We start from the raw sequence: 22,172 nt of genomic DNA, 5'->3' as shown, positions 1-22,172 counted from the left end.
ATTCATTTAGAATTTAACATCTATACTAAATCCATAGCTAGTTGTTTGAGGTAGTGAAAATCGTTCAAAACCTCCCGACATATTATTATTTCCTTGAGAAGATTCCGGATCAAAATTATCAAGCTCTGTCCAAAGTAAAATATTACGTGCAAAAGTAGAAACCGCCACATCTATGTTAGGAATCAAGCCTTTAGGCAATCGATATTTAAATGACAATTCTCTTAGTTTAACAAAAGAATTCCCATGAATATAGTATTCGTCAATATTTGTTAGAACATCTGAAAATAGTGTTTGATAGGCTCCCGAATCACTTGCTCCTCCACGAACTATATCATTTCTAGAGCCATCTGCTTTGTAGCCATTGTAAATAAAAGTAGATTCACGATCTTCAGTTCTCTTAGACATTCCATATAAATCTAATAAACCATTAGATCCTGAATACATCTGACCACCATTTTTCCATTCAAAAGTAGCCCCTAATGAGAAATTCTTGTAAGTGAAAGTAGTAGAACCTCCAACAATAAAATCAGGAGAGACAGAACCAATTACTCCAGGTTCACCAGCCATTGGCATACCATAAGTAGTAGAAGAAGGGTTTTCATCAACAAGTATTTGACCATTTTCATTTCTCTTATACTGAGAACCATAAATTACAGGGTAAGTGTCAGCAATTCCTGCTCTCACTTGTGGAGTAACAAACCCCCCCAATTGAATACTCTCAACACCCGGTGCCAATTTATCAACAACATTTGTGATTTTTGAATAGTTAACATTAATATCCCATGTAAAATCCTTTGTTGAGATAGGTGTCAAATAAAGCATTACTTCATGACCATTGGTATGAACTTGACCACCATTCATCATTACACTACTTGCGCCGGTTGAACCTGCCAATGGAACAGAGAAAATCTGATCTTCAACATTCTGTCTTGAATAGGTATAATCAATACCAATTCTGTTCTTCGCAAATTTTAGATTTATACCTAACTCATATGATTTGGTATTCTGAGGCTTTAACTTTGGATCGTACAAAACATCACTTGCAATATAAGAACTTACGCCTCCCATTGGGTATGTTATTGGTTCTCCTGACCAAAATCCACCACTGTATCCAGGCTTTTCATAGAAATTCTCCTTGTAAGTTCCAGCTTGTCCAACCTCTGCATAAGATCCTCTGATTTTTGCAAATGTTAACCAATCGATATTTTTAACAACATCCAATTCCGAGGCTACAAATCCTAAGGAAACTGAAGGATAAAAGAATGAACGATTACCTCTTGGCATAGATGAAGTAACATCATTACGACCTGTTACATTCAAGAACATCATATCTTTCCAAGACAAGGAAACACTTGAGAAAACACCAACAGTACGGTCTTTATATTTTTTCTCTCCTGCAGTAACTGTATTTGCATTTTGAACATGATTCCAACCTCCAAAGTTGAATTCTTGACCATACTGATCGTATTGTTTTGTTCTGTTATGATTCAACTCATTTCCAACGATTACATTCAATCTAAAATCGTCATTAATAGTCCAATCGAAATTTGCAGTCAGCAGTGAATTGTAAGTCATATCCGTAACACCATAATTACTAATCTCACCAGTTTTTCCTTTACTTCCAAATCCGAATATATCCTGATAATGTGTGGTATATGTATCCATACCTAATTGATACTTAACCGTTAAATCCATTCCGTCACCTAGTGACTTTGCATATTGGACAAACCCATTTCCATAGAAACGATTTGTTTCTTCATTAAATGTATTGTTATTCTGAACCCAATAAGGATTATCAAAAGTAAGAGAGCGATAATAAATTTGCTTGTATGGATCTCCCTGCGCATGATTAGGAATACCTTTCAAATTGTAACTCGCTGGAGCAGAAAGAGCACCTGCTATAGAAGCATCATTTCCGGCAGATAATTTATCAACAGTTGTTTTTGCAAAGTTAGATGAAAAACCAACAGTGAAGTTTTCGTTAAGTTTACTCTCTGCAGCAGCTTTAGCATTCCAACGTTGCATTCCTGTATTCAAAGCAATACCTTCTTGGTCAGTATATCCTACACCTACCGAAAAATTTCCTTTTTCAGTAGCCTGGCTCACGTTAATACCTGTAGTTGAAGTAAAACCAGTTTCAAAATAATCATCCCAGTTATTATATACTTGTGGCGTTACCCATGGATCTAATCCTGCATCTTCTAATTGAGGTACTCTGTACATTCCTTCATGTCCATTCCCATTACCTCCATAAGTTGGATCATTAGGCAATTCTGAAATTTTACCTCCCCAAGACATTGAAGTTCTGGGGCTATATTTACCTGCAGAACCTTGCGACCATTTTTTTTGATAATCTGGCGTACGGGAAACAACATCAAAACTAGTCGTTTGATTGATCGAAACAACAGCTTTTCCTATTGCTCCACCTTTTCCTGATTTTGTAGTAATAATAACTACACCATTCGAAGCTCTAAGGCCATACAATGCCGCGGCTGCCTGTCCTTTCAGCACGTTAATAGATTCAATGTCATTAGGATTGATATCCAATGCTCTATTAGAAACGTCTGCTCCAGCAGTACTATTACCTGTACTATAAGCTGCAGTACTAGCAACTGGCATACCGTCAATCACATATAATGGAGTATTATTTCCTGAAAATGACCTTGAACCTCTAATAACAATTTGAGAAGAAGCACCTGGCATACCACTTGACATCTTAATGTCAACACCAGCTACTTTTCCTTGAAGAGCTTTAGCTAAATCAGGAGTACCTGTCTTTTGAAGATCTTCCGCTTTCACATCCTGAACAGCATATCCAAGAGCTTTTTTTGATCTCTTAATTCCTAATGCAGTAACAACAACCTCATCCACACCAATAGATTCCGTTTCCATTACAACATTGATTGTAGAAGAGGTGATCTCTAACTCCTGCATAGTCATTCCAACAAAAGAAAAGACCAAAACCTTTCCATCAGCTGGAACATTTAAGGAGTAGTTACCATCGAAATCAGTAGTGGTACCGATGGTTGTACCTTTAACAATTACGGAAACTCCCGGGATAGACAGCCCATCATCGGCTGAAGTAACCACCCCTGAAACTTCTCGACTTTGAGCTAGAACGCTCTGTAATCCTATAACACACAGGATTAACATCGAAAACAAACTTTTTTTCATAAACCTTTAGTTAGTGGTTAATTAACATTAATACACATTTATATATAAATTCATTCATCCCATAACAATGAGATGAAAGCAATAAAATGCACCCTTTAGAATTGTTTTCAAGAAGAAACTTTAGTTTAGTCACTAAAAAATAACTTCTCAAATTGCAGATTTCAAAATACCCCTATTTATATCTGCGTCATCAAAAGTGTGAAAAAAACTTAAATTTTCAAACCTTTTTTATCGTAAACCTTTTAAATTTAAGTTGAAATAGACTTCAAAACTAACAAATTACCAATATGCAATACATTTTGCTTTCAAATTAACACTATGCTATTGCTCTCATTTTCAATTTCATTCACGTTAACGTTTGCGTAACTTTTTTTACAACATATTTATAAAAAATCTCTCGAATATTTTTTTAATTATCTTTGTATTTATAATCAAACTAAATAAGAATGGCATTTATTAGAGAATTAAATGGAAAAACTCCGGTATTCGGAGATAATTGCTTTTTAGCAGAAACCGCTGCCGTAATTGGTGATGTGGAGATGGGTAATGATTGTAGTATCTGGTACAGTGCTGTTTTACGCGGTGATGTTCATTCTATTCGTCTTGGGAACAATGTAAATGTTCAGGATAATGCGACTATTCATGCAACCTATAAAAAATCACCAACCACAATTGGAAATAATGTATCTATTGCCCACAATGCAGTAGTGCATGGTTGCACAATTAAAGATAACGTTCTTATAGGCATGGCTGCTGTAGTTCTTGATGATGCGATTATTGAAAGCAATGCGATTATTGCAGCAGGATCAGTTGTTACAAAAGGTACGCATGTTGAATCAGGAAGTGTATATGCAGGATCTCCGGCAAAAAAAATAAAAGAACTAAGTCCGGAATTATTAGAAGGTGAAATCAATCGAATTGCAAATAGTTATGCAATGTATGCCAGCTGGTACAAAGAAGATGAAGAAACCATCAAAAAGTAATTCAGCTTAAAAAAACAAAGTCTTTCAATTTTATATTGAAAGACTTTGTTTTTTATACTATTACACTTGCCACAGTTAATAGCTAATATGCCGGGCCTTTAAAGTAATATTAAGAAATCGACTGGCTTTTTCCTCAAAACTATCTACAAATTCTGTAGTAAAAAACTCACAATTTGAGTTTTTACTGCATCTAACATCCATTTCGGGATGTCTAAAAAGGTAATCTTTTAAACTTCGGGCAACGATCTCTCCCTGAGAAATCAACTGAATGTGATCAGGAAGCATTTTCTTAATCTCCGACTGCATCAAAGGATAGTGAGTACAACCCAATATTATCGAATCGATAAGAGGGTCTTTAGCCAATAAACTATCAATGTTCTTTTTAATGAAATACCTTCCACCTTCCGTGTTAATCTCATTATTTTCAACCAAAGGAACCCACATTGGACAAGCTTCCTGGACAACAACAACATCCGGGAATAATTTAGCTATCTCCAATGGATACGAATTAGAACGAATTGTGCCTACAGTTCCCATTACACCAATATGTTTGGTCCTCGTAATTTTGGAAACCTCTTCAGCACTAGGGCGAATAACTCCAAGAACCCTCCTGTTGGAATTTATTTTTGGTAAATCATTTTGCTGAATGGTACGAAGCGCTTTGGCCGAAGCTGTATTACACGCAAGTATTACCAACTCACAGCCCATTGAAAAAAGTTGCTCAACCGCCTCGAGCGTATAATCATATACAACATCATATGAGCGGGTACCATAAGGGCTTCTGGCATTATCTCCCAGATAAATAAAATCATATTCAGGTAAGCTCTTAAGCAGTTCATTTAATACGGTTAAACCTCCATATCCTGAATCGAAAACACCAATGGGCTGACTATTTTTTATCATTCTCGTAAAAATAAGAAAAGGTGGTATTAAAAATACCACCTTTTCACAATATCCTGAAAAATATCTACAGTATTCCTAATTTTGTTTTTACCAATGGCATAATATCAACACTGTTATTTGAGTTGAACAAGATAACACCAGTACTAATATCAAAAACATAAATGAATCCATTCTCAGCACCAACAGCCTTTATTGCAGCTGAAGCTTTATCGAAAATAGGCTTTAACAATTCATTTTGCTTTTTTTGAAGTTCTTGCTGAGCAAATCCATCAAATGTCTGCATACGATTTTGCAAATCCTGAATTTCTTTTTCTTTATTGGCTCTTACAGCCTCCGAAAGAGTTTCTCTTTTCTCTACATAAGCATTTACCAAAGTTTGATACTCTTCTCTCATTGCTTTAATTTGAGCATCATACTCCGCTGCCGCAGCTTGAATTTGTTTTTGTGCCTGCTCTTTTTCAGGCATAATCGACAGTAATTTATTCGAGTCGATATGGCCAAATTTTAAGGTTTGCGCAAATGTACTTGAACCTGCAGATAGGATAATGGCTAATAAAGTTACTTTTAAAAAATGTCTCATAATATCACTCAGTTAGTTTTTATTTTAATTTTAATTAGTTCTAATACCTAACTTATACAGTACCTTATCACTTAAATCAAACTTTTGATTACTGTATATAATTGTTGGCCCGTTAGCACGATCAATAATCATACCATAAGTTCCGTCTTTTGCAATTTCTTTTATTGCTTCATAAATATCATCCTGAATTGGCTTTATTAATTCCTGACGCTTTTTATAAAGATCTCCATTTATTCCAAAATACTTTTGCTGCAATTTTTGAGCTAAAATTTCCTTGTCAAAAATCTCTTTTTCCCTTTTTTCTCTCATTTCTGAGGACAAAAACACTTCATCAGCTCTAAACTTCGCTTGCAATTCTTTAATTTCAGAAGCTATTTTCTCAATTTCTATTTGCCAATTGCTTGAAATCTGATCCAATTGTTCCTGAGCATTCTTATAATCAGGCATTTTATCGAGAATATATTCTGTGTCAACAAATCCGTAACGTTGCTGAGAATACAAATTCCCTATCAATATACATACACATCCAATTATTAATACTAAACGCTTCATTCGATTCTTATTTAGAATTAAAATCTAAAATAACTTAAATTATAATAGCTCCAAAGACGAGTGACATAAAATATGCTAAAATTGTTGACCAATTACAAAATGGAATTGACCACCGTTCTGTCCTGCCTGATTCGCTTCATCAAATCCATATCCGTAATCAATTCCTAATAATCCAAACATAGGAAGGAATATTCTAAGCCCAACACCTGCAGAACGCTTCAAATTGAATGGTTGAAATTGTTCAAAATCATACCAGGCATTTCCTGCTTCGGCAAATGCCAATGCATAAATAGTTGCAGACTGGCTTAAAGATAGCGGATAACGAACTTCTGCAGTAAATTTAGAATAAATATTACCTCCCAATCGTCTGCCTGTCGTACTTACCGGGGTCAAAGATCCATTTTCATATCCTCTTAGTCCAATATTGTCACTTCCGTACATGCTGTATCCCGACATACCATCACCTCCTACTTCAAATCCTTCGAAAGGTGATCTTTTATCTTTATTATAATACCCCAAATATCCAAACTCAGTTCCTGTATATAAAACCAGTTTATCAGTACTATTCAATAAGGATGTATACATTTTTCCTTTAAATACCCATTTGTGATATTCAATCCATTTATATCTTTCCTGATCGCTTGTATTTCCACTCGAGTAGTTAACATTATCGAAAAATGAAAATGGTGGTGTCAATTTAACACTTAAAGAAAATGAGGAACCTCTTCTGGTATATAATGGATTATCTATAGAACTCCTTGATAAAGTAGTTGTAAAACTGAAATTATTGGATGTTCCGTCAGAGATTAAATAATACTGCCAATCTTTTAATCTGTAGTTCTGATAACTAACCTCATTATACAAAGAAAAATAATTATCAGGCCATTTTAAACGACGAGCCAATCCTACACTTGCTCCAAACACTTTCTGACTTTGATCTGAATTCCCTGATGAGCTTGCATAGCTATAGCTGTTACTATAAGAGCGACTATATCCGGTTTGCTGAGAATAATAAATTGAAGTACTTAATGAAGTTGGTTTTTTACCTCCTAACCAAGGCTCGGTAAATGACATACTATAAGAATTGTAGTATGAACCATTCGTTTGAGCACGTATACTCAATGTTTGCCCGTCTCCCGTTGGCAAAGGACTCCAAGCCTCTTTATTAAATATATTTCTAATCGAGAAATTAGAAAATTTCAAACCAACGGTACCAATAATCATTCCAGCACCCCATCCTCCTGAGAGTTCTATCTGGTCATTCGCTTTTTCCTCTAACTTATAATTAATATCCACAGTTCCACTTTCAGGGTGAGGCTTCACATCCGGGCTAATAGTTTCCGGATCAAAATGACCTAACTGAGCCAATTCCCTTACACTTCGAATGATATCCGACTTGCTAAACAATTCTCCAGGATATGTATACAACTCCCTACGGGCAACATGCTCATGAGTTTTTGTATTTCCAATAATATTTACTCTATCTATGGTTGCCTGTTTTCCTTCAACAATTCTCATTTCAAGATTAATAGAATCCTTACCAATAACTGTTTCTACCGGATTCACATTGAAGAATAAATATCCTTTGTCAAGATACTGATTACTAACAGCATCATCATCACTGCTCAATCTCTTGTCAAGTAAAGTCTGATTGTAAACATCACCTTTTTTTATCTGCAAAACCCGTTGCAGCCAATAACCGGTATACACTGTATTACCGACCCAATCAATATTATTGAAAAAATACTGATTCCCTTCTTTCACTTTCACATGAATATTCACTCTATCCTCAGATACCTGTTCAATGCTATCTGACAAAACAAGCGCATCCCTATAACCTTTTTCGTTGTACTTCTCAATTAAAGTCAATTTATCCTCGTTCCATTTTTCTTCAATATACTTAGAAGATTTTAAGAAATTTCTGAATGTTTTCTCTTTTGAATCCTTGATTGCTTTTTTCACCTTTTTATCGGAAAAAGCTGTATTTCCCTCAACAAAAATATGCTTAATCTTAATTTTATTGTTTCGATCAATATTAATATCGAGTATCACACTATTTTCCTCTGCTGAATCATCCCTTTGAATAACGGAAACACTAGTATTGTAAAAACCCTTTTCTTTAAAGTATCCTTCAACTATAGTTTTTATGTTTGTAACCAGATAATCGGTAACCTGAGTTCCTTTCATCAGCTTTAATTTCTCTTTCAGCTTTGTTGTCTCACTTTTAGATGTTCCGTTATAATTTACCAAAGACAATCGAGGACGTTCCTGTAGTTGGATATTAAGGTAAATCTTGTTTCCTATTTCCTTGGTTGCTGTAATTTGAATGTCCGAAAAGAGACCTTGTTTATACAATTTATTAATTGCGTTTGTCACCTTTTCGCCAGGAACTTCAATGGTAGTACCAACACGAAGACCTGAAATTTGCACCAAAACATTATTTTCCAAATGTTTTACTCCTGTTACTGTAACGCCACCCAATTCATAACTTTTTGGAGAAGAATAATGAGTTACCGGATTATAAATTGTATCGGTTTCCTGCGCTAACGCACTAAAACTTAAAAATAGAGTAAAAATGAAAGTTAATCTTTTAATCATTACTTGAATTATAATGGTTAATGCTTATTTATCTTTAATTTGTTCACTAATCTTACCAAATCGACGCTCTCTGTTCTGATAATCAAAAAGTGCTTTATAAAGCTCTTCTTTATTAAAATCAGGCCAGAACAATTCAGTAAAATACAATTCAGAATAAGCTATTTGCCACAAAAGAAAATTGCTTATTCTGTTTTCTCCGCTCGTTCTTATCAAAAGTTCCGGATCAGGGATACCTTTGGTGGTAAGTTGATTAGAGAACAAGTCCGAATTAATTTCATCCAGAGATATATCTCCGTTTTGAACCTGACTTGCAATATTTTTAACTGCATTCACAATTTCCCACCTGGAGCTATAACTTAAGGCTAAAACTAAAGTCAAACCTGAATTCCCGGATGTATTGGAAATTGTTCCCTGTAATTTCTCCCTTACCTCAAGCGGCAAACTTGCCAGATCGCCAATTGCCTGCAGGCGAACGTTGTTCTTCATTAAAGTAGGAGTCTCATTTTCTATTGCTTCAACCAACAAGGACATTAATCCTAAAACCTCATCCTGAGGTCGATTCCAATTCTCGGTAGAAAACGCGTACAGGGTTAAATAAGAAATTCCAAGCTCACCGGCAGCTTCAACAGTTTGCCTTACTGCTTCAACGCCGTTCTGATGACCTACAATACGATGTTCTCCCCGCATTTTTGCCCATCGCCCATTCCCATCCATTATAATGGCAAGATGAGTTGGCAGCTTTTCCTTTACTATTTTATTTTTAAATGACATATCTTATTTTACAAAGCGATCGTATGAATGGCATTCTTCATTATCAGGGAATAATTTATAACTTATCATTACTCCAAAAAAAGATGCCCAATCGTTATTGTGTACTAAACTACTTTTATTAAGATCATTTGGATCATCAAGATGATCCAGATCATCGGTAAAACTCTTTCTAAAACTCCATTCCAAAGCTGCTGTCCATCGGCCTGTTAAGTTCGTTTTCACACCAACTCCCATTGGAATTGTGAATGAAGAGCTGGTACTGCTTGGAGCAATGTATCCAATCCCTCCTGTAACATAAGGAACCAGAGTCTGGCTTTTCGTTTTTTTAGGTGACCAAAAAGACTGAAAGTTAAATTCTACCTGCAGGGATAGATCAACTAAATCTGTTTTGAATGATGCACCTCTTGCTTGTTGATATGAATTATTAAAATCCCTATCCTCTGCTTTTAAACCTGAAAACAACATGCCAGCCCTTAAAGCATACCGTGAATTAAAATTATACCGGTAAATTCCTCCCAAGGCAACTGAATTTGAATAAAACTGCTTTTGAGGATTAATATCACCCATATAATAGGAGACTCCGCCAAAGAAGCCTAACTCTGCTTTAGTCTGCGAAAAAGCTGAATTTCCTATCGCAAAAAACAGTATTCCCAATATCAGTTTATACATGAAATCAAGTTTGTGTTTTCCTTCTTGCAAACAAAGAGAAGTTGTTGCTTAAGCTCCTAAAACCGTTGGTTTGAAGAGGATGTATTCCAGCTCAATTTATTCACAAGCTACAAAAGTAACATATAATCTTAAAAAACCTTATCAATGAAAAAAAATAACGCCAACCCGTCGTTAAATTTTGTTAAAATGAAAACCCAAATAAAATTGTTCTCTAGTTACGTTTATCAACACCCCACATGAGCTTGTTTCTCAAGGTTCCGTAAAAACTATGTGTTTTTAGTTTTAATACCTTAATCTGAAAATCAGCCCTCCTGATTTTCAGTTCAATTGATGATTCAAAAGTACATGATCGGGAATCAAGCGAAGCCAAATAACTATCACTTCGACCTTCAACCCGAAGTGTTATTTCATGATGATTGGGCACAACAATCGGTCGAACTGTAAGGTTGTGCGGAGAAATAGGCGAAATGATAAAATTTTGTGTATTGGGGATTAATATTGGCCCGCCAACACTTAACGAATATGCTGTAGATCCGGTTGGAGTCGCTATAATTAAACCATCGGCCCAATAAGAATTCAAATACTCATTATTCAGATAGGTATGAATCGTGATCATCGAAGCCGAGTCTGTTTTATGAACGGTAAATTCGTTTAAAGCATAATTAAATTCCTCAAACAAGCCATTCCTTGATGTTTCCAACCGTAGTAAGTTCCGCTCCTCAAAACTATATTCTCCGGCCACAATATCGGCCAATGCCTGCGGTATTTCATCCTGAGCGATATCGGCCATAAAACCTAAGCGACCACTATTAATCCCCACCAATGGAATCCCCGAATCGCGCACAAATGTCACCGCATCCAAGAAAGTACCATCGCCGCCAATACTAAAGAAGAAATCCACTTTCTTATCCAAATCCTTATTACTATGAAAATAGGACTGAACAGGAGGTTTAAAATTAATTTCCCTGATTAGAAAATCATAAAAAGGTTCATAAATGATTACTTCGATATTATGACTGGTAAAAACGTCAAACATCATAATAAAACTTTCGGTAAAGCTTTCGTTAAATGATCTGCCAAAAAGTGCAACTTTCATACTTCACAAATTTGTGTTTTGTTTATTTGCTTGTGTAACAGAATCCAAAAAATTCTAAAACCTTTTTAAATTTACATTCTCTTAAAATCCAATAAAACCATAAGATTGGCTTGGTATGTCTATTTAAGTAATGTTTAGCACAAATATAGAGTAATCTGATTAGTGGCAAGAATTCTATGCAGAAAAAGAAGCCGAAACTTAAGCTTTTTAGATATTTAGAAACCTCATGAACGAATTGTATCGATCCTCCATCATATCTTTCATGTCATCTTCACGAACATAGGTAGTTTTAATGGTGTAATCGTAACGCAAAAAAGTTTGTATTATTGAAGTAATATTGGTTCGGTTTATTTTAATTGTTAATTCAATTTTTCTTGAATCCGTAGATGATGTCACATACAGACTGAGAATTTTTGCATCATTACTCTCTACAATTCTTGATATTTCGCTTAAAGAATAATCTACAGAATTAAGTTCTAACACAACGATACCTCCAGGTTCGCGAACGGAAAAAATTCTTTCAATGTATTGCATCAAATCATTTAAAGTTATAAGACCTACATAGGTTTTCTCATCTTCCAAAACCGGTATCACAGTCAATTTAAGCCTTGAAATTATCTCTATTACTTCGTAGATATGATGATTTTCGTTTACATAGGGACTAAACAGGGATAATTTTTGATCGCCGATAGGTTCTTCCGCCTTGTTTAAGTCGTAGATATCGTTGTCTGAAATTAAGCCCAGAAACTGATCCCCCTTTACTATTGGCAAATGAGAAACTCTGAAAATCTCCATCCAGTTAAGAGCTTGAATCCCCGTATCTGTTTCCCGTAATACCGGAACTACATCAGAAATTAAATCTTTTGCTATCATACATACCTGTTTTCTAGGAATTACTTTTAATTTTGCCTTAAGGAGAATTTAATTACACAAAGAAAATTTGTACTTATTTTCACCTATTTATTCTATCAATAAAGTTATATAAAATGACCAGACTTAGTGTAAATATAAACAAAATTGCGACAATTAGAAATGCCCGGGGAGGGAATACTCCTAATGTTTGCAAGGTAGCTTTAGATTGTGAAAGATTTGGAGCTGAAGGCATTACAGTACATCCTCGTCCTGACCAAAGACATATTCGTTATCAGGATGTTAGGGATTTAGAATCTTTAGTTACCACAGAATTTAATATTGAAGGATATCCAACCCGTGATTTTATTGATTTGGTTGTAAAAGCAAAACCTACGCAGGTTACTCTTGTTCCTGATCCTCCGGAGGCATTAACTTCTAATGCTGGATGGGATACAGTTAAAAATCGTGACATTTTAATCGAAATTATAAAGGAATTTAAAGATGTTGGCATCAGAACTTCCATTTTCGTTGATACTAACCTGGCAAATATAGAAGGTGCTGTTGCCACTGGAACAGATCGTATAGAATTATACACAGAACCGTATGCGACAAATTATCCTAAAAATAAAGAGGAGGCCATTCGTCCTTTTGTAATTGCAGCAAAAAAGGCTCATGAATTAGGCTTGGAAATTAATGCCGGACACGATTTGAGTTTGGAAAATCTTAAATATTTTAACGATAACATTCCAAATTTAACTGAAGTGTCAATTGGGCATGCCCTTATTTCTGATTCATTGTACTATGGTTTGGAAAATACCATTCAGATGTATCTTAGGTGTTTGAAATAAGTCTGAACTCGTTATATATTTTCAAAAGGATGCTCTCAAGGCATCCTTTTTCTATTTCTGAATCTTCTTAAAAAACTCAACTTAACCAATCACTTTATTGATTTGGTTCTTATCTTTATACCAAATTAACATCAAAACGCATCTTTTAAAATGTTTCTTTTCAGCTATATCTTCGTTAAAAAAGATGTAAGGTAACTCGGCTATCTTTTACTTTTTTGCCTTGATACAGCAGAAAATTATTCCATTTTATTTAAAGATAATTTTGAAATTAAATTGGTATTATTTCCGAAATTAATCTCACGTAAATGAAACTCAATTACAAAAAACTTGGCAAAGGTTATCCTTTATTAATTCTTCATGGTCTTTACGGCGCATCGGATAATTGGCTGACTATTGCCAAAGAGCTTTCGGAGAACTTCGAAGTTTATATCATCGATCAAAGAAATCATGGAGACTCTCCTCATGCCAATTCACATACTTATCAGGATTTAAAAGAAGATCTTCTGGAATTTATGAACGATCACAAAATTGAAAAGGCCATTTTACTTGGGCATTCGATGGGCGGGAAAACAGTTATGTTTTTTGCTGCCGATCATCCCGAAAGAGTAATCAGTCTGCTTGTTGTGGATATTGCTCCCAAAAACTACAGCAGGATTTCCGATTACGCCCCACAAACAATCGATCACTCCTGCATCGTTAAAGCCATGCTTAATTTGGATTTATCGCTTTACAAAAACAGAACCGAAATTGATGCAAAATTAACAGAAAGCATAACCAGTAAACGTGTCAGACAATTTCTTCTTAAAAATTTGAAAAGAGACGAGAACAAACAGTTTATCTGGAAACTAAATATTAAAACCATTAACGAATACTTACCTCAAATAATGGACGGTATTGATGGTGATCGTTTTGCAGAAGGCAAAGGAATTACAGCATTTCCTGTTCTATTTATCCGTGGCGAAAAATCGAATTACATAAGCGATAACGACCACAATTTAATACGAACGATATTTCCAAAAGCAGAAATAGCAACCATTCCCAATGCCGGACACTGGGTACATGCCGAACAACCAAAACTACTGGTTAAAACGGTAGAATATTTTGCGTTGGATTAATTATTTGTACTTATCGGTAACAACTTGCGTACTTTGCCCGAATGTGTACAACATTAAGTGCAAGTTTGAAAGTGCCTCTTTTTTTTTTGGAAAGTATGTCTTGTAAGCTTACAAAGACTATTTTTATTTTTAAAAGTATAGCTTGCAGCATTACAAAGACTGTTTGGATTTTTAAAAGTATTCTTTGCTGGCTTACAATCACCATTGCTGTTTTGAAAAGTATACTTTGCAAGATTACATTGAGCATTTCGATTTTGAAAAATATGCCTTGCAAGCCAACAAAAGGCATTTCGATTTTGAAAAATATACTTTGTAAGCTTACATACACTATTATTATTTTACAAAGTATGCCTTGCAGGATTACTTAGCTAACTTTTCAGATTTCGAAACATTTATTCATCGATTAACTTAGTATTTTCCCTGATGCCACACACTGGGTGCAAGCAAAACAACAAAACCTTTTGTAAAAACAGTAGATTGTTTTGCGTTGGATTAATAAAAAAGCACCCCAAAAGTTACGTCTAACTTTTGGGGTGCAGTTCAAAATCAGTCCCGGGGTTTAAATATTTTATCAACCTCTATTACCATTCGCCTCCAGATCTAATAAATTGTGAGCGAGCTTGAATATTAAAATCCTGAATATCTCCCTGAAATGGATTAATACCTTCTTCAAATAGGAAAGCCACTAGTTTCACATAAAACTGCTCTCCTAACGCAAGTCCAAAGTCACCTGCAATATCTTCTTGAACCGTCAATAATTGCAAATCATCCGTTGATGCCGGTTGCCAATTTGATGTAAACAACGGGTTATTTTCGTCTTTTTCAGAATTCAAGATTTGCACATAATAATACACATTAGGATCTGCGATAGCCTTCCACTCAACGCTCAGAGCAAGAGGCCCTGTCCCCGTATTGTGTTCTGATTTTACAGATTGATAATTCAATGCAGCAATATCCATATTATAAATTTTCTCCTCTAACTTATACTCTTCACCCGAATTCATTGTCAGTACAAATTTGACAAGTTTTTCTCCAGGGAAATTTTCAAGATACTTATTTGCATCAACTTCGTTAATTCTCCAAACAGTTTCATCATTTGAATTTTGCGATTTAATTAAAGTAAAACTTTCATTTGACGATATTTTTGCAACAGCACTTTTAATATTATCTCCCTTCACCTCAAAATCATATCGGTAACCACTAACAAAATCATCATTCTTTAAATAAACTTCCTTTACAATGGAGGCATCAGCAGTTACATCATTAAGTTCATTTATTTGAGTATAGAAATCTCTGTTTCCGATGGTACTTTTTAAGAATATATGATCTCTTGTTGATGACTTGTCAATTTTCCACTCCTGAGAATTAATTATGGTCTCGTCATCTATTATCAATGTATTATCATCCCCCAGACTCCAACTGCCTACCTTAACATCCCGGCGTCCACTAAATTCTTGCTTGTACAAATCACCACCACCATTAAATTTATACACCAGAACTATATCGTTTTTTGAATAACTATCATCAATAAACGTACTTGAGTACCAGTATTTATTGGTTAAATCGGAAGATTTGAATTCAAAAACGTCCTCTTCTCCACCTCCACTACTGCTTCCGCAGGAGGTTAAAAACAGGCTTCCAGCAATCAATATTGCAAAGGACAATTTATTATAAAATGAAGTATTCATCAGTTTAGTATCTTTTAGGTTTTAAAATTTTTTTGAATAAAATTAGGATTTACATCCTGATATACAAACACGAAAAAAGCGAAACTATTGTACAATAGCAAGACAATTATAACAATACCCGTTCAAAATTGGTTTCCGGAATTAAATCCTCTCCCTGATAACGCAAAAACACCTGCGCTGTGGCCAGAATATCTTTCTCACAATATACAGCAATGCGTTCCAAATCATTATCCTGCCAATATACTTTCCCCACCATCGATCCGTCAATATCATCTTTTGGTGTAGGGATACCGAAAATCTCACAAAGCAAAGCCAAAGATGTGTAATGCTTATAATCACCGAATTTCCAAAGTTCCATGGTATCTAAAAACTGTACTTCCCAAGGTTTTTTCCCTGCAATATCCAGAACTGAAGGTAACACAACGCCTTTTATCAGCATTCTTCGGGCTATGTACGGAAAATCGAATTCCTTTCCATTGTGTGCACACAGGTTGCGATTCGGTTTGCTGCAAAAACGATCCAACATCAAAGCAAATTCCTCTAACAATTGCTTTTCATCGTCACCATAATATGATTTCGCAACAAACTTTTTCTCTCCATTTTTTTTAGTCACCAAACCCGTTGAAATACAAACAATTTTACCAAATTCGGCATAAATTCCTGCCCTTCCATATACATCAGATGGCGACTCTTCCTCTTTTCGAAAATAATCAGATTTTTTCTCCCACAGCTCCTGCAACTTAGGCGACATTTCCTCAAAAGCTGCATTTCCTGAAACTGTCTCGATATCTACAAAAAGTAAGTTTTCTACTTTAATTTGATTCAGCATAACAAAAGACTTATCATAAATAAAAACGAAAAGTTATAAAAAAAGGAGACAGTAACAAAGTCTCCATTCTAAATTTTCTTATTCAGAAATAAAAATAAACAACTTACTGATGCTCGATCAGGTTTTTCTGAATAAAATGGGTTAAAATATCTATAGCCACAATATTATTACCTCCTTGTGGTACAATAATATCAGCATAACGCTTGCTTGGTTCTATAAACTGCAGGTGCATTGGTTTTACCGTTTTTTCGTAACGATCCAATACTTTTTCAACAGACCTGCCCCGTTCAACAATATCTCTTTTAATTACCCGGTTTAAACGATCATCAGCATCGCAATCAACAAATACCTTTAAATCCATTAAATCCCGAAGAACCGGGTCGGTTAAAATCAAAAGTCCTTCTACAATAATTACCCCTTTGGGTTCAACTTTAATCGTTTCATCGGAACGCAGGCAAGTGATATACGAATAAATAGGTTGACTTATTGAGACACCTTGTTTTAAATTCTTTACATGCTCAATTAACAATTCAAACTCTATTGATCTTGGATGATCAAAATTTATTTCCTGACGTTCTTCCAGTGTAAGCTCTTCATTCGACCTGTAATATGAATCCTGCGGTAAAACGGCAACGTCTCCATGATTTAACCTTTCAATGATTTTTCTAACCACTGTAGTTTTGCCAGAGCCTGTTCCTCCCGCAATTCCAATAATCAACATGTTGTATGATATTTAGATGTTTGATTCAAAAATGCTAATTTTGCATTAACTTCGGCTGGAAAGTTACTAATAATTTAAAAAAGAATTAAAATGATCAAGCACATTGCAATGTTTAAGTTTAAAGCTTTCGAATCGGCTGAAGCAACAGAGAATTACTTTAACAGATTAAAAAAGGCATTTGACGGATTGGATGAAAGAATTCCTGAAATTAAATTTTTACAAATTGGTTTTGACCAACTTCATTCTGATGCTTCATTCGATTTTGTAGTGAATGTTGATTTAGAAAACATAGACGCCTTACCTTTATACGCTAACCATCCTGAACATTTAACAGCAGCATCGGTTGTAAAAGAAATGGCCGCAGAACGCAAAGTAATTGACTACGAATTTTAAGATTAGCCAAAAGCCAATATAGCAATCAAATTAATAAATTGTACAAAAATGAGTTTGTATCCATTGAAATTTACGCCCATCCTTAAAGATAAAATTTGGGGTGGAAGCAAATTAAAAACAGTATTGAATAAAGATTTTTCGCCACTGCCTAATGCTGGTGAGAGTTGGGAAATTTCAGGTGTAGAAGGAGATATTTCGGTTGTTAGCAATGGTTTTTTAGCTGGAAATGATCTGGAAGAACTCATTGAAATTTATATGGGTGACCTTGTTGGAGATCATGTTTATGAAAATTTCGGGGTTGAATTTCCTTTACTGATAAAATTTATTGATGCCAATGATGTCCTTTCCATTCAAGTACATCCTGATGATGAACTTTCGAAAGAAAGACACAATGCATATGGCAAAACAGAAATGTGGTATGTTATTGAAGCCGACAAAGGATCTGAACTGATTGTTGGGTTTAATCAAAACATCACCAAAGAACAATATTTAGCGAAGTTGAAGGAAGGCAGACTGGAAGATATTTTAAACAATGCACCGGTAAAAGAAGGAAGTTGTTTTTATATCCCTGCCGGCCGTGTTCATGCAATTGGAAAAGGAATTCTGTTGGCCGAAATTCAGCAAACATCTGATGTTACTTACCGGATGTACGATTTTAACAGAACTGATGATGCCGGCAACCCAAGGGAACTTCATACAGAACTTGCTGTTGATGCCATCGACTATAGTTTTGAGAAAAAATATGAAACCAGTTACCAAACTGAAATTAATAAAACCTCAGAACTTGTTCGTTGTCCCTATTTTACAACGAATATTCTGGAATTTGACAAACCACAGGAAAAAGACTACATAGAATTAGATTCATTTGTGATTTATATGTGTTTGGAAGGTGATATGATTATTACCTGCGGTGAAGATTCTTTACCTGTTGCAAAGGGAGAAAGCGTTTTAATTCCAGCAATTATTAATAATTTGACTCTTACTCCGAAAGCAAAAACAAAAATTCTTGAAGTCTATATAAAATAGACTGATAATAAATTATACGATCCTCTTTTTAGACAATTAAAAAGAGGATTTTTTTATTCCCATACAATATGGGATGATCAGTCAATAAAGTTGAATCATTTTTCGGAAAAGATAAGAATCTGTATAACTTTGCAACGTAAAACAAAATACTCCATGAATATTACTAGTGCTAAATTTGTGATGTCCAATTCGGATATAAGAAAATGTCCGACCGATAATAAAGCAGAATATGCTTTTATCGGACGTTCGAATGTTGGAAAGTCTTCACTTATAAACATGCTGACCAATCATAAAGGTTTGGCAAAAATTTCTACCAAGCCTGGTAAGACACAATTGGTTAATCATTTCTTAATTAATGATGAATGGTATTTGGTAGATTTACCGGGATATGGTTTTGCTAAAGTTGCAAAGAATACCAAACAACGGTTTTCCAAGTTAATTTTCAGCTTTATTGAAAGCCGTCCCAATCTTATCAACTTATTTGTACTTGTGGATTGCAGACACGAACCTCAAGCCAAAGATGTTGATTTTATGGAATGGTTAGGTGTAAACGGAATCCCTTTCTCTATTATATTCACAAAGGCTGATAAGCTTGGCAAACAAAAATTATCGGAGAACATTAAAGCCTACAAAACTGAGTTATTGAATACATGGGAAGAAATGCCCCCTTACTTCATTAGTTCGGCATCAAGTGGATTAGGGAAAGACGAAATATTAAATTCTATTGATGAAACCAACAAAACGGTTTTGCTTCAAAAGCGAAAATAACAATAAAGGAAGATCTCGTAAAGACATCTTCTTTTTTATTTAAACAAAATAAATTATCCTTTAAAATGGATAAAATAAATTGCGGCACCTTGACTAAAATCAGTTTTTTGACGCAATAATTCATAAATTTGCACAGTACAATAGTTATCTGATTTATAAACAAATAATATTTTAATGAAAGCCCCGATTAAAATCTTTTCTGGTTCGAACAGTGAGTATTTAGCAGGTGAAATTGCAAAAGCAGCAGGATTGCAGTTAGGAAAATCAAGCATCACAAGATTTAGTGATGGTGAATTTGAAGTCTGTTACGAAGAAACTGTAAGAGGTGCTCAAGTATTCATTATCCAATCAACTTATCCCCCAACTGATAACTTGATGGAGTTATTGCTAATGATTGATGCGGCCAAAAGAGCATCTGCTTACAAAGTTATTGCAGTAATCCCTTATTTTGGATTTGCCCGTCAGGATCGAAAAGACCGTCCCAGAGTTGCGATTGGAGCCAAATTAGTTGCCAATTTACTTATGGCTGCAGGCGTTGACCGTGTAATGACAATGGATCTTCATGCTGACCAAATTCAAGGATTTTTTGACATTCCTGTTGATCACTTGTATGGTTCCTCTGTACTTCTTCCTTACATCGAAAATTTAAAATTGGATAATCTGGTTGTTGCTTCTCCTGATATGGGTGGTAGTAAAAGAGCGAATACTTACGCAAAATATTTAAATGCAGGTTTGGCTATCTGCCACAAATCCCGCGAAAAAGCGAATGTTGTTGGTGAAATGACTGCAATTGGCGATGTTGATGGCAGACATGTGGTAATTGTTGATGACATGATTGATACGGCAGGCACAATTACAAAAGCCGCCAACATGTTAAAAGAGAAAGGTGCTCTTAGTGTACGTGCTATTGCAACACATGCTGTTCTATCCGGTCCTGCCTATGAAAGAATTGAAGAATCGGCTTTGGAAGAGGTTGTTTTCACAGACTCGATACCTTTAAAAAGCGAATGTTCAAAAATTAAAGAATTGACTATTGCTGATATTTTCGCAAAAACAATTCTTAATGTTTATAATTGCGAATCAATCAGTTCCAATTTCATATTATAATTTATATCTTTGCGCAGATTTTTTCGGTAAAATATTTTATAAACGTGTAATGGGAAGTAAACGGAGCTTTTTTACCGGGTGATGACGTTTATTTTGAGTAGCACATAATTTCAAGGAAATGAAAGTTTTTGAATTAAAAGGTTCTTTAAGAACAGATTTAGGAAAAAAAGCAAACAAAGCTCTTCGCAGAGAAGAAATGGTACCATGTGAAGTATATGGTGGTGGTGAAAATATTCACTTTGCTATTAACGAAAAAGTATTGGGTAAATTACTTTTTACGCCAGATGTTTACGTTATCAATGCAGATATTGAAGGAAAAAAATTCTCTTGTGTATTAAGAGATGTTCAGTATCACCCGGTTAATGACAAAGCTTTACATGCTGATTTCTATCAGGTATTTGAAGACAAAGCATTCGAAGTTGAATTGCCAATTCGAGTTGAAGGATTCGCAATCGGTGTTCAGTCTGGTGGTAAATTAGCAGTTATCTCAAGAAAACTTAAGGTAAAAGGTCTAATGGCTGATCTTCCGGAAAATCTTCTTGTTAAAGTCAGCCACCTTGGACTTGGAAAAAGTATTCAGGTTGGAGAACTCACTTATGATAACTTAGAACTTCTTAATTCTAAGAAATCAGTAGTTGTTCAAGTTAAGCTTACAAGAGCTGCCCGTGCTGCTGCTATGGCTGCAAAATAGATTTCAACACTATTTTGCTCAGCACAATGAAGCAAATAAATATAACCTCCCATTTATTGAAGAATGGGAGGTTTTTTTAATATCCTTCGTTCCTAAAATGAAGGATGGAATGAATGCAAAGTTTTCATGGAAAATGCCGTGAATATTCTAACTTTGGATTTGTTATGATACAATTTCTAAAAAAACTATTTGGGCAGACTAAACATCCGCTGCAAGAAAATAATATTGAGATGAAATATCTGATTGTCGGACTTGGCAACATTGGTGCTGAATACGCAAACACAAGACACAATATAGGATTTCGTATTTTGGATGCTCTTGCCGAGACAGCTAATATAGAATTCAAAGAAGCAAGATATGGAGCTGTTGCTGAATACAAGTTTAAAGGCCGGATCTTTGTACTTGTAAAGCCAAACACTTACATGAATTTAAGTGGAAAATCGGTTAATTACTGGCTTCAGAAAGAAAAAATACCCGTTGAAAACATGATGGTTTTGGTTGATGACCTTGCCTTGCCGTTTGAAACTTTACGATTGCGTCCGAAAGGAAGTGATGCCGGTCATAACGGATTAAAACACATCAATGAGATACTGGGACACCAAAACTATAACCGCCTGCGTTTTGGAATTGGTTCCGATTTTAGCAAAGGACAGCAAGTAGACTACGTTTTAGGTGAATGGTCGCCTGAAGAGCTGGAAAAACTACCTGAACTCTTTAAAATCTGTATCAACATGATAAAAGGAATGAGTACCATTGGTATCCAGAGAACCATGACAGCATACAATACAAAAAAATCAGGCAGTTAAAA

General features: G+C 35.0%; 21 protein-coding genes. 9 read left to right on the top strand and 12 right to left on the bottom strand.

Translation table 11 applies throughout. The annotated features are described in order from the left end of the window. Positions 1–6: 6 nt before the first annotated feature. A complete protein-coding gene (locus BZG01_RS02535) occupies positions 7–3,174 on the bottom strand; it encodes a SusC/RagA family TonB-linked outer membrane protein (protein ID WP_101308246.1) in 3,168 nt (1,055 codons plus the stop codon). Positions 3,175–3,620: 446 nt separating this feature from the next. Between BZG01_RS02535 and BZG01_RS02530 the strand changes: the two genes are divergently transcribed. Then, a complete protein-coding gene (locus BZG01_RS02530; RefSeq protein ID WP_101308245.1) occupies positions 3,621–4,157 on the top strand; it encodes a gamma carbonic anhydrase family protein in 537 nt (178 codons plus the stop codon). 75 nt (positions 4,158–4,232) lie between these two features. Here the strand turns inward: BZG01_RS02530 and murI are convergent, their stop codons facing one another. The 8 genes from murI to BZG01_RS02490 all read right to left on the bottom strand — a co-directional run bounded on the left by murI (position 4,233) and on the right by BZG01_RS02490 (position 12,199). Continuing rightward, complete coding sequence (gene murI, locus BZG01_RS02525) at positions 4,233–5,060, bottom strand: glutamate racemase (RefSeq protein WP_101308244.1); 828 nt, start codon at positions 5,058–5,060, stop codon at positions 4,233–4,235. A gap of 64 nt (positions 5,061–5,124) precedes the next feature. After that, positions 5,125–5,640: an OmpH/Skp family outer membrane protein gene (locus tag BZG01_RS02520; protein ID WP_101308243.1), complete on the bottom strand. Its 516-nt coding sequence runs from the start codon at positions 5,638–5,640 to the stop codon at positions 5,125–5,127. 30 nt (positions 5,641–5,670) lie between these two features. Then, positions 5,671–6,192, bottom strand: coding sequence for an OmpH/Skp family outer membrane protein (locus BZG01_RS02515; protein ID WP_101308242.1), 522 nt, complete (start codon positions 6,190–6,192; stop codon positions 5,671–5,673). A gap of 75 nt (positions 6,193–6,267) precedes the next feature. After that, positions 6,268–8,790 carry an outer membrane protein assembly factor BamA gene (gene bamA, locus BZG01_RS02510; protein WP_101308241.1) on the bottom strand — a complete coding sequence of 841 codons (2,523 nt, stop codon included), beginning with the start codon at positions 8,788–8,790 and terminating at the stop codon, positions 6,268–6,270. Between the two features lie 24 nt (positions 8,791–8,814). Then, a complete protein-coding gene (locus BZG01_RS02505; RefSeq protein WP_101308240.1) occupies positions 8,815–9,561 on the bottom strand; it encodes an undecaprenyl pyrophosphate synthase in 747 nt (248 codons plus the stop codon). A 3-nt stretch (positions 9,562–9,564) separates the two neighbouring features. Then, the gene (gene porG, locus BZG01_RS02500) at positions 9,565–10,230 is read right to left on the bottom strand and encodes a type IX secretion system protein PorG (protein WP_101308239.1); all 666 of its coding nucleotides are present in this window, start codon (positions 10,228–10,230) and stop codon (positions 9,565–9,567) included. A 211-nt stretch (positions 10,231–10,441) separates the two neighbouring features. Beyond that, positions 10,442–11,326, bottom strand: coding sequence for an NAD kinase (locus tag BZG01_RS02495; protein WP_101308238.1), 885 nt, complete (start codon positions 11,324–11,326; stop codon positions 10,442–10,444). A 207-nt stretch (positions 11,327–11,533) separates the two neighbouring features. Further along, entirely contained in the window at positions 11,534–12,199 is a 666-nt protein-coding gene (locus BZG01_RS02490; RefSeq protein ID WP_101308237.1) for a CBS domain-containing protein, read from the bottom strand. A gap of 113 nt (positions 12,200–12,312) precedes the next feature. Between BZG01_RS02490 and BZG01_RS02485 the strand changes: the two genes are divergently transcribed. Further along, on the top strand, positions 12,313–13,026 hold the full coding sequence (locus tag BZG01_RS02485; RefSeq protein WP_101308236.1) for a pyridoxine 5'-phosphate synthase: 714 nt from the start codon (positions 12,313–12,315) through the stop codon (positions 13,024–13,026). A 305-nt stretch (positions 13,027–13,331) separates the two neighbouring features. After that, entirely contained in the window at positions 13,332–14,141 is an 810-nt protein-coding gene (locus BZG01_RS02480) for an alpha/beta fold hydrolase (RefSeq protein ID WP_101308235.1), read from the top strand. 581 nt (positions 14,142–14,722) lie between these two features. Here BZG01_RS02480 and BZG01_RS02470 read toward each other — a convergent pair. From BZG01_RS02470 to udk, 3 genes are all read right to left on the bottom strand, one after another. Continuing rightward, positions 14,723–15,829 (bottom strand): hypothetical protein, encoded by a 1,107-nt coding sequence (locus tag BZG01_RS02470; RefSeq protein WP_101308233.1) that lies wholly within the window; start codon positions 15,827–15,829, stop codon positions 14,723–14,725. 106 nt (positions 15,830–15,935) lie between these two features. Further along, positions 15,936–16,658, bottom strand: coding sequence for a 3'-5' exonuclease (locus tag BZG01_RS02465; protein ID WP_101308232.1), 723 nt, complete (start codon positions 16,656–16,658; stop codon positions 15,936–15,938). A gap of 103 nt (positions 16,659–16,761) precedes the next feature. Then, positions 16,762–17,379 carry a uridine kinase gene (gene udk, locus BZG01_RS02460; RefSeq protein ID WP_101308231.1) on the bottom strand — a complete coding sequence of 206 codons (618 nt, stop codon included), beginning with the start codon at positions 17,377–17,379 and terminating at the stop codon, positions 16,762–16,764. 90 nt (positions 17,380–17,469) lie between these two features. Between udk and BZG01_RS02455 the strand changes: the two genes are divergently transcribed. The 6 genes from BZG01_RS02455 to pth all read left to right on the top strand — a co-directional run bounded on the left by BZG01_RS02455 (position 17,470) and on the right by pth (position 22,170). Further along, positions 17,470–17,772 carry a Dabb family protein gene (locus BZG01_RS02455; protein WP_101308230.1) on the top strand — a complete coding sequence of 101 codons (303 nt, stop codon included), beginning with the start codon at positions 17,470–17,472 and terminating at the stop codon, positions 17,770–17,772. Positions 17,773–17,820: 48 nt separating this feature from the next. Next, on the top strand, positions 17,821–18,798 hold the full coding sequence (locus BZG01_RS02450) for a type I phosphomannose isomerase catalytic subunit (protein WP_101308229.1): 978 nt from the start codon (positions 17,821–17,823) through the stop codon (positions 18,796–18,798). A 153-nt stretch (positions 18,799–18,951) separates the two neighbouring features. After that, complete coding sequence (yihA, locus tag BZG01_RS02445) at positions 18,952–19,566, top strand: ribosome biogenesis GTP-binding protein YihA/YsxC (protein WP_101308228.1); 615 nt, start codon at positions 18,952–18,954, stop codon at positions 19,564–19,566. A gap of 174 nt (positions 19,567–19,740) precedes the next feature. Beyond that, a complete protein-coding gene (locus BZG01_RS02440) occupies positions 19,741–20,673 on the top strand; it encodes a ribose-phosphate pyrophosphokinase (RefSeq protein ID WP_101308227.1) in 933 nt (310 codons plus the stop codon). A gap of 118 nt (positions 20,674–20,791) precedes the next feature. Continuing rightward, positions 20,792–21,364, top strand: coding sequence for a 50S ribosomal protein L25/general stress protein Ctc (locus BZG01_RS02435; protein ID WP_101308226.1), 573 nt, complete (start codon positions 20,792–20,794; stop codon positions 21,362–21,364). A 164-nt stretch (positions 21,365–21,528) separates the two neighbouring features. Continuing rightward, positions 21,529–22,170, top strand: a complete 642-nt coding sequence (gene pth, locus BZG01_RS02430; RefSeq protein WP_245870237.1) for an aminoacyl-tRNA hydrolase — start codon at positions 21,529–21,531, stop codon at positions 22,168–22,170. The last annotated feature ends 2 nt before the right edge of the window (positions 22,171–22,172 follow it).

This window comes from Labilibaculum manganireducens, from assembly GCF_002843385.1.
Lineage (GTDB): Bacteria > Bacteroidota > Bacteroidia > Bacteroidales > Marinifilaceae > Labilibaculum > Labilibaculum manganireducens.
This window is presented reverse-complemented; position numbering and strand designations above follow the sequence as displayed.

Coding starts and splice junctions, on each gene's coding strand:
- BZG01_RS02535 (WP_101308246.1), bottom strand. CDS start 3,174: ATGAAAAAAAGTTTGTTTTCGATGTTAATCCTGTGTGTTATAGGATTA.
- BZG01_RS02530 (WP_101308245.1), top strand. CDS start 3,621: ATGGCATTTATTAGAGAATTAAATGGAAAAACTCCGGTATTCGGAGAT.
- murI (WP_101308244.1), bottom strand. CDS start 5,060: ATGATAAAAAATAGTCAGCCCATTGGTGTTTTCGATTCAGGATATGGA.
- BZG01_RS02520 (WP_101308243.1), bottom strand. CDS start 5,640: ATGAGACATTTTTTAAAAGTAACTTTATTAGCCATTATCCTATCTGCA.
- BZG01_RS02515 (WP_101308242.1), bottom strand. CDS start 6,192: ATGAAGCGTTTAGTATTAATAATTGGATGTGTATGTATATTGATAGGG.
- bamA (WP_101308241.1), bottom strand. CDS start 8,790: ATGATTAAAAGATTAACTTTCATTTTTACTCTATTTTTAAGTTTTAGT.
- BZG01_RS02505 (WP_101308240.1), bottom strand. CDS start 9,561: ATGTCATTTAAAAATAAAATAGTAAAGGAAAAGCTGCCAACTCATCTT.
- porG (WP_101308239.1), bottom strand. CDS start 10,230: ATGTATAAACTGATATTGGGAATACTGTTTTTTGCGATAGGAAATTCA.
- BZG01_RS02495 (WP_101308238.1), bottom strand. CDS start 11,326: ATGAAAGTTGCACTTTTTGGCAGATCATTTAACGAAAGCTTTACCGAA.
- BZG01_RS02490 (WP_101308237.1), bottom strand. CDS start 12,199: ATGATAGCAAAAGATTTAATTTCTGATGTAGTTCCGGTATTACGGGAA.
- BZG01_RS02485 (WP_101308236.1), top strand. CDS start 12,313: ATGACCAGACTTAGTGTAAATATAAACAAAATTGCGACAATTAGAAAT.
- BZG01_RS02480 (WP_101308235.1), top strand. CDS start 13,332: ATGAAACTCAATTACAAAAAACTTGGCAAAGGTTATCCTTTATTAATT.
- BZG01_RS02470 (WP_101308233.1), bottom strand. CDS start 15,829: ATGAATACTTCATTTTATAATAAATTGTCCTTTGCAATATTGATTGCT.
- BZG01_RS02465 (WP_101308232.1), bottom strand. CDS start 16,658: ATGCTGAATCAAATTAAAGTAGAAAACTTACTTTTTGTAGATATCGAG.
- udk (WP_101308231.1), bottom strand. CDS start 17,379: ATGTTGATTATTGGAATTGCGGGAGGAACAGGCTCTGGCAAAACTACA.
- BZG01_RS02455 (WP_101308230.1), top strand. CDS start 17,470: ATGATCAAGCACATTGCAATGTTTAAGTTTAAAGCTTTCGAATCGGCT.
- BZG01_RS02450 (WP_101308229.1), top strand. CDS start 17,821: ATGAGTTTGTATCCATTGAAATTTACGCCCATCCTTAAAGATAAAATT.
- yihA (WP_101308228.1), top strand. CDS start 18,952: ATGAATATTACTAGTGCTAAATTTGTGATGTCCAATTCGGATATAAGA.
- BZG01_RS02440 (WP_101308227.1), top strand. CDS start 19,741: ATGAAAGCCCCGATTAAAATCTTTTCTGGTTCGAACAGTGAGTATTTA.
- BZG01_RS02435 (WP_101308226.1), top strand. CDS start 20,792: ATGAAAGTTTTTGAATTAAAAGGTTCTTTAAGAACAGATTTAGGAAAA.
- pth (WP_245870237.1), top strand. CDS start 21,529: ATGATACAATTTCTAAAAAAACTATTTGGGCAGACTAAACATCCGCTG.